The 15,251-nt window shown below is 69.3% G+C and carries 16 protein-coding genes; 8 read left to right on the top strand and 8 right to left on the bottom strand.

Annotated elements, in window-relative coordinates; translation table 11 throughout:
* The first annotated feature begins 345 nt into the window (after nt 1–345).
* Nucleotides 346–2,328, top strand: a complete 1,983-nt coding sequence (locus F1599_RS04785; protein WP_150082368.1) for an ATP-binding protein — start codon at nt 346–348, stop codon at nt 2,326–2,328.
* A gap of 132 nt (nt 2,329–2,460) precedes the next feature.
* Here F1599_RS04785 and F1599_RS04780 read toward each other — a convergent pair whose 3' ends face one another.
* Nucleotides 2,461–2,970: a CinA family protein gene (locus F1599_RS04780; RefSeq protein ID WP_150082367.1), complete on the bottom strand. Its 510-nt coding sequence runs from the start codon at nt 2,968–2,970 to the stop codon at nt 2,461–2,463.
* 332 nt (nt 2,971–3,302) lie between these two features.
* Here F1599_RS04780 and F1599_RS04775 point away from each other — a divergent pair, with 332 nt between their 5' ends.
* Together F1599_RS04775 and F1599_RS04770 are read left to right on the top strand one after the other, a co-directional pair.
* The gene (locus tag F1599_RS04775) at nt 3,303–3,740 is read left to right on the top strand and encodes a BON domain-containing protein (RefSeq protein WP_149318062.1); all 438 of its coding nucleotides are present in this window, start codon (nt 3,303–3,305) and stop codon (nt 3,738–3,740) included.
* Nucleotides 3,741–3,856: 116 nt separating this feature from the next.
* Nucleotides 3,857–4,324 carry a hemerythrin domain-containing protein gene (locus tag F1599_RS04770; protein ID WP_149318063.1) on the top strand — a complete coding sequence of 156 codons (468 nt, stop codon included), beginning with the start codon at nt 3,857–3,859 and terminating at the stop codon, nt 4,322–4,324.
* Between the two features lie 332 nt (nt 4,325–4,656).
* Here the strand turns inward: F1599_RS04770 and F1599_RS04765 are convergent, their stop codons facing one another.
* From F1599_RS04765 to F1599_RS04750, 4 genes are all read right to left on the bottom strand, one after another.
* On the bottom strand, nt 4,657–5,055 hold the full coding sequence (locus tag F1599_RS04765; RefSeq protein ID WP_150082366.1) for a BON domain-containing protein: 399 nt from the start codon (nt 5,053–5,055) through the stop codon (nt 4,657–4,659).
* A gap of 87 nt (nt 5,056–5,142) precedes the next feature.
* Nucleotides 5,143–5,763 carry a DUF4142 domain-containing protein gene (locus tag F1599_RS04760; RefSeq protein ID WP_150082365.1) on the bottom strand — a complete coding sequence of 207 codons (621 nt, stop codon included), beginning with the start codon at nt 5,761–5,763 and terminating at the stop codon, nt 5,143–5,145.
* A gap of 134 nt (nt 5,764–5,897) precedes the next feature.
* Nucleotides 5,898–6,086: a DUF3008 family protein gene (locus F1599_RS04755; protein ID WP_144833264.1), complete on the bottom strand. Its 189-nt coding sequence runs from the start codon at nt 6,084–6,086 to the stop codon at nt 5,898–5,900.
* A 130-nt stretch (nt 6,087–6,216) separates the two neighbouring features.
* Nucleotides 6,217–6,630, bottom strand: coding sequence for a CBS domain-containing protein (locus F1599_RS04750; protein ID WP_223819468.1), 414 nt, complete (start codon nt 6,628–6,630; stop codon nt 6,217–6,219).
* A 259-nt stretch (nt 6,631–6,889) separates the two neighbouring features.
* Between F1599_RS04750 and F1599_RS26115 the strand changes: the two genes are divergently transcribed.
* Together F1599_RS26115 and F1599_RS04740 are read left to right on the top strand one after the other, a co-directional pair.
* The gene (locus tag F1599_RS26115; protein WP_223819467.1) at nt 6,890–8,362 is read left to right on the top strand and encodes a BON domain-containing protein; all 1,473 of its coding nucleotides are present in this window, start codon (nt 6,890–6,892) and stop codon (nt 8,360–8,362) included.
* A 266-nt stretch (nt 8,363–8,628) separates the two neighbouring features.
* Nucleotides 8,629–8,940 carry a hypothetical protein gene (locus tag F1599_RS04740; RefSeq protein WP_150082362.1) on the top strand — a complete coding sequence of 104 codons (312 nt, stop codon included), beginning with the start codon at nt 8,629–8,631 and terminating at the stop codon, nt 8,938–8,940.
* 88 nt (nt 8,941–9,028) lie between these two features.
* On the opposite strand, the gene serA is transcribed toward F1599_RS04740, so the two are convergent.
* The 3 genes from serA to F1599_RS04725 all read right to left on the bottom strand — a co-directional run bounded on the left by serA (nt 9,029) and on the right by F1599_RS04725 (nt 12,532).
* Complete coding sequence (gene serA / locus F1599_RS04735; protein WP_150082361.1) at nt 9,029–10,252, bottom strand: phosphoglycerate dehydrogenase; 1,224 nt, start codon at nt 10,250–10,252, stop codon at nt 9,029–9,031.
* 62 nt (nt 10,253–10,314) lie between these two features.
* On the bottom strand, nt 10,315–11,043 hold the full coding sequence (locus F1599_RS04730; protein WP_149318069.1) for a hypothetical protein: 729 nt from the start codon (nt 11,041–11,043) through the stop codon (nt 10,315–10,317).
* 121 nt (nt 11,044–11,164) lie between these two features.
* Complete coding sequence (locus F1599_RS04725; protein ID WP_150082360.1) at nt 11,165–12,532, bottom strand: MFS transporter; 1,368 nt, start codon at nt 12,530–12,532, stop codon at nt 11,165–11,167.
* Between the two features lie 131 nt (nt 12,533–12,663).
* Here F1599_RS04725 and F1599_RS04720 point away from each other — a divergent pair, with 131 nt between their 5' ends.
* The 3 genes from F1599_RS04720 to F1599_RS04710 all read left to right on the top strand — a co-directional run.
* Complete coding sequence (locus F1599_RS04720; RefSeq protein WP_150082359.1) at nt 12,664–13,578, top strand: LysR substrate-binding domain-containing protein; 915 nt, start codon at nt 12,664–12,666, stop codon at nt 13,576–13,578.
* A gap of 172 nt (nt 13,579–13,750) precedes the next feature.
* Complete coding sequence (locus F1599_RS04715; RefSeq protein ID WP_150082358.1) at nt 13,751–14,779, top strand: damage-inducible protein; 1,029 nt, start codon at nt 13,751–13,753, stop codon at nt 14,777–14,779.
* Nucleotides 14,712–15,251 (top strand): Y-family DNA polymerase (locus F1599_RS04710; RefSeq protein ID WP_455423652.1); only part of this gene is annotated, 540 nt, incomplete at its 3' end. The genes F1599_RS04715 and F1599_RS04710, both read left to right, overlap by 68 nt.

Below are 15,251 nucleotides of genomic sequence, written 5' to 3'. Positions count from 1 at the left end.
TCCCACGCATGAGCACTAACCATGCCAATCGCGATTGCTGGCACCGCAGCGCTCTGCACCGCGAGGCGCGGCGCGATACGCCCAGTTTTCGGCCGGTTTTACATGGACGTTGTAATTCGTTGGCCAGGCCGGGCCGCAAGCAGGGCGATTCCGCGCGGCGTCCGGCGCGGCAGTCCGGCCCGGCAGTCCGGCGCGGCAGTCCGGCGCGGCAGTCCGGCGCATACGGGACTCGCCCGGACGCGGACTATAGCTTTTGACCCTCCCGGTCTTGCGGCCTCGCTACCGCTCACTAAGCTGGCTCGCATCCGGCCGAACGGCGATGCCATCCCGCGCCCGGGTCCCGCCATGAACACCTTCGATTCCGCCGAGGCCACGCAGGCCGATCCCCAAGCCGATTTTCCGCTGCGCCGGCGCGTCACCGCGCTGCTGCTGGCCAGCACTCTGCTGTTGCCGCTGTGCCTGCTGGCCGGCTGGGGATGGCTCGCGCTGCGCGATGCGTTCGCCGATGCCCAGCGTCAATGCGCGCTGCTAGCACGGGTGGTGCAGGAGCACGCGAGCAAGGTGATGGAGAGCAACCGGCTGGCTGACCAGCGCCTGCGCGACCTGACGGTGCAATGGAGCAACGCGGACATTCGCCACCATGAGCTCGAACTGCATCGGCGCATGGCACGGATGGGCCGTGGTCTGCCGCAAGCCTTTGCGCTCGGCATCTTCGGCGACGACGGCACGCTGCTGGTCAGCAGCCTGCTCTACCCGGCGCCGATGCTCAATATCTCGGAACGGGAGGACTATCGGGCGATCATGGTCGATCGCGAGCCCATGCACCTGTCCGCGGTGCTGATCGGCGGCGTGATTCCCGAGCCGGTGTTCAAGGCCAGCATGCCGCGCATGCATGGCCAACGGCTCGCCGGCATCGTGTCGATCTCGCTGCGGCCTTCCTATTTCGCCGACTTCTACCGGCAATTGCTCGAGCACACCGACGGTTACCGCGCGGCACTGGTGCGCAGCGATGGCGCGGTGCTGGCGGCGTATCCCTGGCCGGACCCCGACGCGGCGCGCTTCGCGGCCATGGTGCGGCATGCGCGGGACGGCGACGCAGCACAGCGAGTCGAGCGCGCCGACGGCCATGCATGGCTGGTCACGGTCCATCCGGTCGAAGACGGCGTGGCCAGCGCCATGGTCAGCGTGCCGTATCGCGTGGTCTATCGCGCCTGGTGGCAACGCATGGCGCCCGCCTCGCTGGCGGCGGGCATCGTCTCGGCGGTGCTGTGCCTGTCGTTATGGAGCGCGTTGCGGCGCATTCGCGCCGAGGAAGCGGTACGGCGGCGCTGGCGCGACGAATGCGCGCGCCGTGAACAACTGGAAAAGCGCTATCGGCAGTCGCGCAAGTTCGAGGCGATGGGGCAGCTGATCGGCTCGGTCGCGCACGACTTCCGCAATGTGCTGGCGGTGATTTCGGCCTATACCGACGTGCTGCTGCTGCGGCCCGGTGTCGCGGGAAATGCGGACCGGGCCGAGCGGGCGGACCGCGCCAACCGTACCGCGCTGGCCGGCATCCGCAAGAGCCTGGCCAGCGGCGCGCTGCTGGCCGAGCGGCTGCTCGGCGTGGTGCGGCGGCGCGAACATCGCAGCGAGGCCATTGCGCTGCACGAGGAGCTGCAGCAATGCGATCCGCTGATCCGCGCGACGCTCGGCTCCGGCATCGCCTTGCGCTATGCGCTCAGTCCCGATTGCCTGCCGGTCCTTGCCGACCGCTGCGAGCTGGGTCTGGCGCTGTTGAACCTCGCGGCCAACGCGCGCGATGCGATGCCCGAGGGTGGGGTGCTGGAGATCGGTGCCGCCAATCTCGGCGCGGCCTATGGCGGTGGGGCCTCGCTGCCGCCGGGACTCGCCGCGCGGCGCGGGTCAGCGGAGCCGTCCGATGATGTCCATCTTGCCGATCGTACCAATACTGCCGATCGTGCCGATCCTCGGGCGGAAGCTCACGCCGAAGAAGACCGCGCCGGAGCACACCACGCCGCAGAAGACGGCGCGGACGAAGACCGCGCCGAAGACGATTCGCGCGATGCCGCGACGCCGATGCGCGGCGTCTACGTGCGGCTCTGGGTCAGCGACAGCGGCATCGGCATGCCGGCTCACGTCGCGGACCGGGCGCTTGAGCCGTTGTTTACTACCAAGCCGGACGGCGCCGGCACCGGTCTCGGCCTGAGCCAGGTCAGCGACTTCTGCCGCGAGGCGGGCGGTGCGGTCACGGTGCGCTCGGCTCCGGGCAAGGGAACCACGGTCACGCTGTTCCTGCCGGCGTGCCAGCCGTCCCGTCGCGCCTGATCTCATCGGGGCACGCGTTGCCCCGCCAGCTTGGCCGGCCAGTCAGCCCGGCCGGCAAGGTCAGCGAGGTCAGGGAGGTCAGCGAGGTCGGCGAGGTCGGCGAGGTCGGCGAGGTCGGCGAAACCAGCGAGATCATCGCTCCCGCTGCTGTGCCAGCGCGTAATAGCGGGCGATCTGCGCCAGTGCGAATTCGGCGGCCGCCTCGCGAACCTCGTTGCGGCCGCCGCGCAGGCGTACCGTCTCCGAAAACTCGACGGTACGGCCGTCGCCGCGACCGGTCTGCCTGAAGATCCAGGCGAAACACTGCGTGCCGGGCGGCGTGCCGTCATCGCCCTTGCCGTCCGCAATGCCGGTGTTGGCGATCGCCAGGTTGGCATCGGTCAGCGCCAGCACGCCGCGCGCCATCGCCAGCGATACCTCTTCGCTGGTCAGCCCATGGCGGCGGATCGTTTCCGGCGACACGCCCAGCACGCGATGCTTGATTGCCGGGGCATAGGCCACCACCGCGCAACGCAGCGCGTCGCCACAGCCGGGCACATCGGCGATGCGCGCGGCGATCAGGCCGGCCGTGCACGATTCCGCGGTGGCCAGGCGCAGGCCATGCCGCAACAGAAAGCGTGCGGCCTCCTCATGGGCATTCATCTCGTTTTCCTCCCGCTTTCCCAATCCAAAACGACATCGACATCCACATCGCGTGTGCAGATTCCATGCCACCGACGCGCCTTGGTCAAATCTGCACGCTTTGCCACGTGGCGCGCGGCGGACATCGGGAAAGTGTGTAAAAAGCGGCGCTGCATGCAATTCCGAACGCCGCAAACACGCCGGCAGCGGCCATTTCCCGGCGAGAGCGTGTGCAAGAGTGGCCGTCGTGCCGGCGGTATGGATATTGCGTCTTGGCTCGAAGCCGCAGCTTGGACGCGCCTCAGCGCCGGCCCGCGGCGATCGATGCAAACCGGAGCACAAGGAGTCGAGGCATGCAGCAATCCACCAGCAATCCGCGAGAACGCAGTGTCACCGGGGCACCGTTTGCCGCGCCGGGGACCCGCACCGACCGGTCTGGCGACGAGGTGCGCAGCCGCAGTGCCGATCCCGGTCAAAGCAGTTACGGCGGCTTCAAGAACGAAAACCCGAGCTATCAGCGGCAAGGCGATGCCGGCCGCGGTGCGGGCAACCGCATCAGCTATTCGGACGATCGCATTCTGGATCGGGTCTGCGAGCGCCTGTGGCGCGCGGGGCTCGATGTCAGCGAGGTATCGGTCCGCGTCGAAGGCGGCCACGTCACGCTCGAAGGCCAGGTCGGCAGCCGTACGGCGCGCCGGCAGATCGAGGAGTGTGTCGACGCCTGCCAGGGCGTGTCCGATATCGAGAACCGGATCCGGGTCGCGCCGGATCGCAGCGAGTCCCGGGCCTGACGGCACCCGCCGAAGGGTAACGACGGACCGGATGGAAACAGGGCTTCGGTAACGGCCCACGCAGCACTGACGCAGCACCACAAAGCAATTCCCCACCACGATAAAAGGAGTTTCGCATGGACAAGTCCAAGATTCCGACCGCGCAACGCGCCGCGCTGAGCCTGCTGCTCGACGACCACCGCAACGTCAAGAAGCTGTTCAAGTCGTTCGAGAGCGCGAAGGAGCGTTCCGAGAAGGAGCAGATCGCGCAGCAGACCTGCCATGAGCTGACCGTGCATGCGCAGATCGAGGAGGAGATCTTCTATCCCGGCTTGCGCGGGGTCCACGAGAAGATCGACGAGATGCTCGATGAAGCGAAGGTCGAACACCAGGTCGCCAAGGACCTGATCGCGGCGATCGAAGGCGACCTGAGCGGCGAGATGCTGGAGGCCAACTACAAGGTGCTGTCCGAATACGTCAACCACCACGTGCAGGAAGAGGAGAACGAACTCTTCAAGATGGTCATCAGCAAGAACGTGGAGCTGGGCGAGATGGCCGAGCAGATGACGGCCCGCAAGGAAGAGCTGATGGGGGCCATGGCGTAAGGCTCGTCACTAAGGCCTCGTCGCCGAGGCTCGTCGGCTGAGGCTCGCCTGACGGCCTCGGCTGCCTGCGGCGCGGATTCATACCGCGCCGCAGGCGTTTTCAGCGGCCGTGCTGCGGTCTCACAGCGGCGCGGCCTCACACCCGCGGCCTCACACCCGCGGCCTCACACCCGCGGTCTCACGCCCGCGGCCTCGCACCCGCGGTCTCACACCCGCGGTCTCACACCCGCGGCCTCGCACCCGCGGCCTCGCACCCGCGGTCTCACACCCGCGGCCTCGCACCCGCGGTCTCACACCCGCGGCCTCGCACCCGCGGTCTCACACCCGCGGTCTCACACCTTGTGATGGATCGGCCCGGGCGGCGGCGGCAACGGTGCGCCGCGTTCTCCCCGCTCGCCGGGCTCGGGCGCGTCGATGGCATCGGCGGCCTCGGCTCCCGCGATCGGGCTGGCCGGTTCGCTGTTATCGGCCGCCTGCAGTTCGTTGTAGACGCCGAGGATGCCGGGACCGATGGCCGCCGCCTTGGCGATGCGCTCGGCGGTCGGCAGATCGGCCACGCGTCCGCGCAGCCGGATGCGCTTGTCCTCGATGCCCACCTCGATGCCCTGCGGCAGGGAGCCGCCGAATTCCTCGGCGATATGGTCGCGCGCCTGCCGGAGCAGGTCGTCGTCCTGCGCGGAGGTGGCGGCGGCGGTCGGCGGGGTGGGCTGAGAAGGAATGGAGTCTGGCATGGGCGTGCTCGCTGAGTCAGGAAAGCAAAGAGAGGCGCGCGCCGTTGTCTTCGCGCGCCCGTCCAGTCGGGAAATCGGACCGCGACCTCATCGCTGCGCGATCCCGCTGCGCCACGTCATGGTCCGCGTGGACATCGACTTGCCCTGCGACAGGCGCTCTTCCAGCATCGGCAGCGTGCGCTTGGCGAAGGCCCGAAGCGCCGGGTCCTTGCCGATCTCGGCCTGCCGCTGGAACAGCGCCAGCGCCTGGCGATTGGCGTCGACCGCGACGATCTGCACGAACATGCGGTCGAACTCGGCGCCCTTGAGCGAGCGCAGCTTGGTGACCTCCGGCGCCTCCGGCAGCCGCTGTTCGGGCTGCACGCCCTTGCTCTGCGCGATGCGTGCCAGTTCCGCCGCGAGCGCGCGGTAGTCGCGGGCCGCGCTGCGGGCGTAGGCCAGCAGCGTCGGATCGGCGGAGACCTCGAGCGCCATGTTGGCGGTCTCGACGCCCATTGCCGCGGTCAGGATCGCTTCGTCGATAAAGCGCAGGTCGTCCGTCGACAGCGAGGTCGCAGGCGGCTTGGAGGCGCCCGTGGGCGGCGTCGCCAGCGGCGAGGCCGCGCCGGGCTGCGCCGGCGCCGGGCCCGCGGCCAGCGCGGTGGCCAACGCGGCGGCGGCCAGCAACAGCCGGGCCGCCGTGCGAGGGGTGAATGCGCTTGTCGTCATCGCGAATCTCCATCGACGGACGTCGCCGGCTGGTGAGCCCATCAGTCCCATCGGACCTCTCGGACCTCTCGGACCCATCGGGCCTGACGGGCCTGACGGGCCTATCGGACCCGATCGGACGCCGGTGACTTGCATCAGCTCTCGGACTTGTGGTCCGGCTTGCCCTTCTGCGGCGTCGATGCCATGTCGTGCAGTTCCTTCTCGCTCATCGACTTGTACATCGACTTCGACGCGCCCTTGAGCTCGCCGACCTTCTTGTCGCCACGTTTGGCCGACAGCGCGGCCCCGGCGGCCATTTGCTGCGATTTCGATTTGGCTGGCATCGTGTCCTCCATTGAGTCATCGAATCGGGTGGGCGGGGATCGGTGCAATCTTGCAAGCCTTGTAAATCCCGGTCGTTGCCTGCGCCCGCAGGCAAGCGGCATTCGACGTCGGCGCGACGTCAGCGCGACATCAGCGGGACGGCTGCGCCGGTTGCGAAACGCCCTGCAGCGCCTCGCCGGTACCGCCGGTGTCGCCGGTCTTCACGGCCAGGTCGCCCAGCGACACCATGCCGACCAGATGATGATCCTTGTCGATCACCGCCAGACGGCGAATCTGATGCGCCGCCATCTTCTCGCGCGCGGTGTCGATGGACTCGTCATCGCTGCACCACTGCACGTCCTCGCTCATCGCCTGGGTCACCTTGGTGCTGGCGGGGTCCGCCCCAGCCGCGGTGCAGCGCACGGTGATGTCGCGGTCGGTCACCATGCCGGTCAGCCGGCGCCCGTCGCAAACGGGCAGCGCGCCGACATCGAGCTGGGCCATCAGTTCGGCCGCGCGCTTGATCGTGTCGTCCTGCGTCAGAAAGGCTGGCTGTGCGGTCATCACATCGCGAAGAACGCCGCCGGACCGCTGGGCGCCGCCTCCTTGCATCTGGGTTGCCATCGTCGTTTCTCCTTGCGGATAGTTGGCACTGCGCGCGTTTCGCACGCATCCACGGTTTCGCAAGATGCGTTCCAGAGCGCCTGCGCGGATGACGCCGCCGTGACACGCAGTGCGCGACCGATCGACGCGGCGGTACGGTTCTTGCGCGGCATGACGGATACGGGCGCGCATCGCGCCGGACCACCTGCAGGAGATCGATATGCGAAACGAATCCATGCGACGCAATCGGCCAGAGCAATCCTGGCCTGGCTACGATCAACGTGACGATGGCTGGAGCGACAACCGTTCCGAACGCTGGGCCCAGGATGACTGGCAGGCGGAATCGGACGGCAACGACTGGGAGTCGCGCTGGCGCAGGGCACGCCTGACGCCGTACCAGCTCAGCGAGGGCGGCCCGCCGCGCGGCGCCTTCGAGGACGACGACACCTATGGCACCGGCTACGGCCGCGAGGCCGGCCGGCAGAGCCAGCCATACCGCAGCGGCAGCAGCAGCGGCACCAGCAGCGGCTATGGCGAGGGACGCTACAGCGGCGAGCAATACACCAGCGGACCGTCGGGCCGCGGTCAATACGGCCGCGCTCAAGGCGGCGGTCAAGGCGGCGGCCAGTATGGGCGCGGCCAGTACGGGCGCGAGCATGGCGGTGGCCGATTCGGTGGCGGATACAGTGGCGGGTACAGTGGCGAGTCCGGCTATGGCTCTGAATATGGGTCGGAGTACGGTGGCCAGTATGGCGGCCAATACGGGCGCCAATCTGGCGGCGGATATGGCAGCGAATATGGCGGCGGATATGGTGCCGGATATGGCCGCGGCGAGGAACGCGGCGATTGGCGCGGCCGCGGCGAATCGTCGACCCGCCGCAACGAATATCGCACCGATCCCTGGCAGTCCGGCTACTCAGGCGCCGCCGCGCTTGAGACCGGCACCGGGCCCTCGTACGCCACCGGCACGCGCGGCGACGAATGGCGCGAGGAAGAGGAGCGCTACGGCGGGACCACCACGTGGCGCGGCGGCCAGCGGCAGGGCATGCGCAACCGCGATCAGGACTGGCTGCGCGAAGCCGAACGCAGCAGCGGCTACAGCAATGCCGGCACGTCGAACTACGGCTGGGACCGCTTCGACGACGATTGGCCCGGCCGCAACTATGCCGTGCCGGAGCACCGCTACGGCGGCGATTACCGGGAGGAATGGTCCGGGCGCGAGGCGGGCCGGCAGTCGGCCGGCGAATTGAGCTATGGCGGCGGCTACAGCCGCTACGGGCGCGACGACGGCCGCTACGGGCGCGACGATGACCGCGAGGAGCACGGCCCGCTGTACAACATCGGCCGGCGCATCGGCGAGGCGGTCAGCGAATTCTTCGGCACCGACGATCGGCCGCAGCGCCGCGTCGGTCCGAAGGGCTATCGCCGCAGCGACGAGCGTATCCGCGAGGCGGTGTGCGAACGGCTCGCCTATGCCGAAGGGCTCGATGTCAGCGAGGTGACGGTCGATGTCAACGGCGGCATCGTCAAGCTCGCCGGCACGGTGCGCAACCGCAACGAGAAGTACGACATCGAGGACCTGGTCGACAATGTCTTCGGCGTGACCGACGTGGAGAACGACATTCGCGTCCGCCGCGACAGCGGCGAATCGCCGGCGAAGATGGACGATCTGAAGGGCTGGACGCCGGGCTGATCGGCCGAGGCTCCGGCGCCCGGGCAGGCCCCGGCAGGCTGCGTAGGCGGTCGGTGCAGCGGGCGGTGGGGCGGTAAAAGCGGTGAAGTGGCGGCGGTGAGGCGGGGCGGTGAGGCGGGGCGGTGAAGCGGGGCGACCGCCTGGCGCCCGCCCGTTCCATCCCGCCAGCCCCCCTTGCGTGCGCTGCCGCACGCGTGTCAGACAGGCGCCGATGGCGCCGCGCCACCCTCTGGGCAATACTGCGCTCACAAAACAGGGAGGGCGCCATGACCGCCAATGAGGGTTTCATCGCTGCCAACCGGCCGGCGGCACAGCCCGATGCCGGCGCACCGGCATCGGCCCAGGCCAATGCCGAAAAAAAGCGTGCGCCATGGTGGCAGCCGGGCGTCTACTGCAGCGCACCGGCCGTATTTCTGTGGATTGCCTCACGCCTGCCGGAAGACATGCTGTCGCAGATGTTCCGCGGCGAATCGATGCCGCTCGTGCTGAATCAGTTCGGCGACGCGCTGTTTTTCTGCGGCTGGGTCATCAGCGCGATTCTGCTGTGGGGCAGCCGGCGCCAGGGGCCAGCGGCCTGACCCGCCGATCCCCTCTGCAGGTTTCTGCTGCAGATCCCGCCATTACGGGCCATTACGGCCATTACGGCCATCAACCGTCATGAACCGCCTACGAGGCCGCACCGGCCTCGTCGCGCCTGAGCACGCGCAGCCGCAGTACGCCTGGCAGCGCGGCCAGCGCCTGTTCGAGTTCGGCCGAGGGCGCCTTGTCCAGGTCGGTGACGACATAGCCGGTGGTGCCGCGCGTTTCCAGATGCTGGCCCGCGATATTGATGCCCTCGCGCGCGAGCAGCGTGTTCAACGCTGCCAGCGCGCCCGGCGCATTGCCGTGGACGTTCAATAGCCGCGCGGGGCAATCGACCGGCCCCGGATCGACCTCGGGGAAATTGACCGCGCCGATGGTGGCGCCGGTCGTCAGATAGTTGACCAGCTTGGCGGCCACCTCGACGCCGATGTTCTGCTGCGCCTCCTCGGTGCTGCCGCCGATATGCGGGGTCAGCAGGACGTTGGGCAGGTTCTGCAGCTCGCTGACGAACGCATCCTTGTTGCTCTTCGGCTCGCTGGGGAAGACGTCGATCGCGGCGCCGCCGACCCGCCCGTCGCGCAGCGCCTGCGCCAGCGCGGCAATATCGACCACGCTGCCGCGCGAGGCGTTGATCAGCATCGCGCCGCGCTTGAAGGCGGCCAGCACGGTGGCGTCGATCATGTTGCGCGTGCGCGGCGTCGCCGGTACGTGCAGCGTCACGACGTCGGCATGCGCGACGGCGTCGGCCAGCGAGCCGGCCGCCTTGGCCGAGCCCAGCGACAGGCGCGGCTGCACGTCGTAGTAGACCACCCGCATGCCCATCGCCTCGGCCAGCACGCCGACCTGCGAGCCGATATTGCCGTAGCCGACGATGGCGAGCGTCTTGCCGCGCGCCTCGAAGGCGCCGGCCGCGCCCTTGGCCCATTTGCCGGCATGCGCCAGCGTGTTCTTTTCGGGAATCCGGCGCAGCAGCATCACCGCCTCGCTGACCACCAGCTCGGCCACCGACCGCGTATTCGAGAACGGGGCGTTGAATACCGGGATGCCGGCCGCGGTCGCGGCGGCGAGGTCGACCTGCGAGGTGCCGATGCAGAAGCAGCCGATCGATAGCAGATTCGCCGCATGGCGAATGTCCTCGGCATGCAGATGGGTCGCCGATCGAATGCCGATCAGCTCGTTGGCGGCCAGCACTTCGTGCAGTTCGCCGCCGGCCAGCGCACCGGCGCGGCGGTCGACCTGCAGTCCGGCCTCTGCCAGCCGTTCGCTGGCGCTTTCGTGAATGTTCTCGAGCAGCATTACCTTGGTCATCGCGGCCTCGTGTGGCGGTCGTGGTGGGCCCCGACGGTGTCGGTGCAGCGCTCTATCTTGCCTCAACTTCGGCAGGGAAGTGAGGTAGGCGACGATTTGCGGCGCGCCGGGCGGGCCGGCATCGGACCGCATTCGACAGTCTTGCCGGCCGCGGACGGGACCGCGATGGATGCCTTCGCGGCGCGCTCGGGCGACGCGGATGCGTTCGGCGATCTGGACGATGTCGACGATCTGGACCCTTGGGAGGACCTGGCCGAAGCGCCCAGCATCGCATGCGCGCGAATCAGCGAAATCTCTTCGCCGTCGGCATCGGCGTGTTGTGCATCGCGCCGGTCGCTGAATTCGTTCAGGTTGGCCTGCATCCGCTGCAGCAGCGTCGACAGCATCGTGCGTTCGTCGCTGCTGAACGGGCTGACCGACACCGAATGCAGGGCCTTGAGCGACTGCGCAATGCGCTGCACGCGCGCGCGCTCGGCCTCGGGGACGACGGGCTGCGCCTCGGGCTGGGCCGGGCCGCAGGTCATGCCGGCGCGATCGACGAAGGCGATCCAGCGGTCGCGATGCAGCTCGGCCAGCAGATGCTCGCCCATCTCGACGTCGATCAGGATCGCACCCAGATACGGCCGGTGCCGGACATAGTCGCCGCGCGCGACGGCACGCAGCAGGATCCATTTGACGTAGGTCAGGCCGGAGGTGGACAGCGTCGAATCCAGCGCGCGCTGCCAGGCCTTCATCGCCTCGACCAGGGCCACGATCGTCGGCTCTCCTGCATCACTGCGGTGCAGCGTCATCCATGTCTCCCTGTCATGTTTTTGAACGGCGTAACGTACACGAAAACCAAGGCAGTTCGAGGGCAACTAAGGGAAATCGAGAACAAGGAATCCCCTCGATATGACGGCTGCGCCGCAGGTTTCAAGCCGGCGCCATCGCCGTCTCGCGATGACCGACCGGCCGGTCGTCGATTGGCCAGTGCAGCACGGTCGCGCCGAGTCCGACCACGATCGCGCCCATCCACACCAGGTCGTAGGAACCGGTCCGATCGAACAGATAGCCGCCGAGCCAGACGCCGAGGAAGGAGCCGAGCTGATGGCCGAGAAAGACGAAGCCGAACAGCGTGGCCACATAGCGGGTGCCGAACACCTGCGAGACCAGGCCGCTGGTCAGCGGCACGGTGCCCAGCCAGACGAAGCCCATCACCGCGGCGAACACGAAGACGCTGACGCTCGAGAGCGGCACCAGCAGGAACAGCGCGATCGCCGCGGTGCGCAGCAGATAGATGCCGCTGAGCGCGCGATGCCGCCGCACATGGTTGCCGAGCAGGCCGCACAGATAGGTGCCGGCGATATTGGCCAGCGCGATGATCGCCAGCGCGATCACGGCGTCGCGCGCGGGCAGCCCGCGGTCGAGCAGATAGGCGGGCAGGTGCGAGGCGATGAAGGCGAGCTGGAAGCCGCAGGCCAGAAAGCCGATATTCAGCAGCCAGAAGCCGCGATGGCCGCAGGCCTGGCGGATCGCGGCGCGCATCGATTGCTGGCTGCCGTTCGCGCCGGCCGCTGCTGCGGTGGGGGCGGTGGCCGGTGTGGCCGGCGTGGTCGGTGCGGCCGGTGCGGCCGGTGCGGCCGGTGCGGCCGGTGCGGTGGCCGGTGCGTCGACTGCCCGAGCGCCCCGCTCGCGCAGCGGCCACACCAGCGGCAGCGCCACCAGCACGCACGCGGCCATCGCCCACAGCGCGGCGCTCCAGCCGATCCGCTCGACGCCGGCCTGCACCGCCGGCACCAGCAGGAACTGGCCGAGGCCGCCGAACGAGCCCGCCACGCCCAGCGCCCAGCCGCGCCGCTCGGCGCTGACCAGCCGGCTCAGCGCGGCGAACACCACGCCGAAGGTCGTGCCCGACAGCGCCAGGCCCAGGCAGATGCCGGCGCTCCAGACAAAGGCGGCGGTGGTCGTAGCCTGCGTCATCGTGTAGAGCCCGAGCGCATACAGCAGCAGGCCGGCCAGCATCACGCGCGCCGAGCCGAAGCGGTCGGCGATCATGCCGGCGAAGGGCTGCGCCAGCCCCCATACCAGGTTCTGCACCGCCATCGCGAAGCCGAACGCCTCGCGCGTCCAGCCGCGCTCCATCGTGATCGGCAGCAGGAACAGCCCCTGCACATGGCGCATGCCGAGCGCGAGGCCGAGGATCAGGCCGCCGGCCACGGCCAGTACCAGGGGATCGGTGGCGGACAGCCGGGGAGCGGGGGAGGCGGAACCGAGCGGAGAGCGGAGGCGGGAGCGGGACATGGTCGTGACGGCCTTCGAATGAGCGGTTAGCATGCGGTGGAATCACCGGATTCCATTAAGCCGGCTGCATGTGGCCAGCTCAATTGATTTCTTCGTCCGCTCGCATGCGCTCCACGAATGTGAAAACCGCCATGCAAACCCTCGTCAGCCTGCCGTCGCTCGATCTGCTCAAGGGCTTTGTCGCCGTCGGCCGGCGCATGAGCATCACGCTCGCCGCCGAAGACCTGTGCCTGACCCAGTCCGCGGTCAGCCGGCAGATCAGCGCGCTGGAGGCGCAGCTCGGCGTCCAGCTGCTGGTGCGCCGGCATCGGGCGATCGCGCTGACCGGCGCCGGCGAGCGGCTGTTCCGCAGCGCCAATGCCGCGGTCCAGCAGATCCAGGACGTGGTCGGCGAACTGCGCGTGCAGGCCGCGCAGCGGCCCGTCACGCTGACCGCCAGCGTCGGTGTCACCGGACTATGGCTGCTGCGCCGGCTGGGGCGTTTGCAGCAGGCGCATCCCGAGCTTGAGTTGCGGCTGTCGGCGAGCAACCGGGTGGCGGACCTGCGCGCCGAGCAGATCGACCTGGCGATCCGCTACTGCGCCGCCGACCATGCGCCGCCGGGCGCGATCGCGCTGTTCGGCGAGACCATCGTGCCGGTGGCCCATCCCGCGCTGGGCGTCGCGGCGATCGACAGCGTGCGGGCGCTGCAGGGCCTGAATCTGCTCGAGCTGGACGACGACACCAATCCGCGGCTGCGCTGGCGCCACTGGCTGGAGGAGCGCGGCTGGCAAGGGGCGAAGCCGCGCGCGATGACGCAGTTCAACCAATACGATCAGGTCATCCATGCCGCGCTGGCGGGGCAGGGCGTTGCGCTGGGACGGCTGGAGCTGATCCGCGACCTGCTCGACGACAGGCAGCTTGGCGTGGTGGCCGCGCCGCCGCCAGCCGCGGGCGACAGCTTCGGCTACTGGCTGATCCAGGCGGACGAGCGGCCGCGTCCCGATGTGCTGAAGGTGGTGGCGTGGATTCGGGCCGAGGCGGCGGGGCATCGGATCGGCGGCTGATTTTCCCGAGTCCGGCAGTGGGTCTCTCTTGATGATGGTCAAAATACTGTATAAACATACAGTATCCGAAAGCTGAGTTTCTTTGCGCTTTGAAGTGCACTGAAGGCTCCTTGAAGCGCAGAGAAAGCGCTTGAAATGCACAAAAAACGCATCGAGAGACCTTGAAAACACAATGATTGCGTCATCACCTGCCGTCACGTTACCGCCTGCCGCTGCCGTCACGTCGCCTCCTTCCCTCCCGGAACCCCCGCTGGATCGCCAGCGCGCGCTGGCCGAGCTGGAACGGCGCCATCCCGACCTGTGGCGGGCCGGCCAGCTTGGCCGTGCCGCGTCGCTGCCGGTATGGCCGACCGGCTACGACACGCTGTCGGCGCAGCTGCCGGGCGGCGGCTGGCCGGTCGGCGCGGTGACCGAGCTGCTGGTGCCGGACAGCGGCGTCGGCGAAGTGCGCCTGTTACGGCCGGCCTTGCAATCGCTGGCCGAGGCCGGGCGCCGGCTGGTATGGGTCGGCGCGCCGCATGCCCTCAATGCGCCGGCGCTGGCCGCCTGGGGGTTGCCGGCACGGCAGGTGTATTGGGTCCGTGCGGGCGAGGGGCAGGAGGGTGCCGAGGGCGCGGCTCGCCAGGCCGCCTCCAGGGGCAGGCGCCTGGGGCGCCAGGCCGGCCAGGCCGCTCGGCAAGCCGTTCAGGAGGCCACCAGGCAGGCCACCAGGCAGGCCGATCTGCTGTGGGCCGCCGAGCAGGTACTGCGCAGCCAGGCCTTCGGCGGCGTGCTGGTGTGGCTGCCTTCGGCCCGTCCCGAGGCGGTGCGGCGCCTGCAGGTACTGGCCCAGGCCAGCGAGGCGGTGGTCTGGGTCTGCCGTCCGGCCGCGGCCTTGCGCGAATCGTCGCCGGCGGTGCTGCGGCTGCTGCTGTCGCCGCTGCCCGGCAATGCGCTGTCGATCGTCTTCCACAAGCGGCGCGGGCCGGTGCGCGATACCCCGCTGATCCTGCCGCTCGGCGCGATGCCGGCGGTGCCGGCCGGGCGCTCGGTGGTGTCGGGATCGACATCCGAACCGGCATCCGGATCGATGTCCGAAACGATGTCCGGAACCGCCCACGAATCCGCCCACGAATCCCTCCACGAGTCCGATCATGCCGTTCTGGATCGCGGTGCATCTGCCGCGCCTGCCGCTGGACGCGCTGCACCCCAGCTGGCCTGAGGCCGCGGGCACCGCCGGCATTGCCGGCACGCTGAGCCATGCGGTGCCGACGGTCGTGCTGGAGCAGGAACGGGTGGTGCTGGCCAACCGGCCGGCGATGTCGCTGGGCGTGTCCGCCGGCATGCGGCGCGGCGGCGTGCAGGCGCTGTCGGCCGAGGTGGTGCATCTGGAGCGCGACCCGGCCGCCGAAGCGCAACTGCTGACCGCGGCCGCGCTGTCCCTGCTGCGCTTCACGCCGCAGGTCACGATGGACGAGGAACTCGGCCCCGCCACCGTCGCGCTTGACGTGACCGCCAGCCTGCGCCTGTTCGGCGGCCATCGCGCGCTGTGCCGCGCGGTGCGCGCCTGCATCCGCAGCCTCGGCACCTTCGCGCAGATCGGCTGCGGCACCACCGCCCATGGCGCCGCCTGGCTGGCCGCGATGCCGCTGCGGCTCGGGCGCCGCGGCCAGGTGCTGCGCCCCGCCCGGCGC

The sequence above is a fragment of the Cupriavidus cauae genome, from assembly GCF_008632125.1.
GTDB lineage: Bacteria > Pseudomonadota > Gammaproteobacteria > Burkholderiales > Burkholderiaceae > Cupriavidus > Cupriavidus cauae.
The sequence above is the reverse complement of the archived record's forward strand: the minus strand, read 5'-3'. Positions and strand labels throughout refer to the sequence as shown.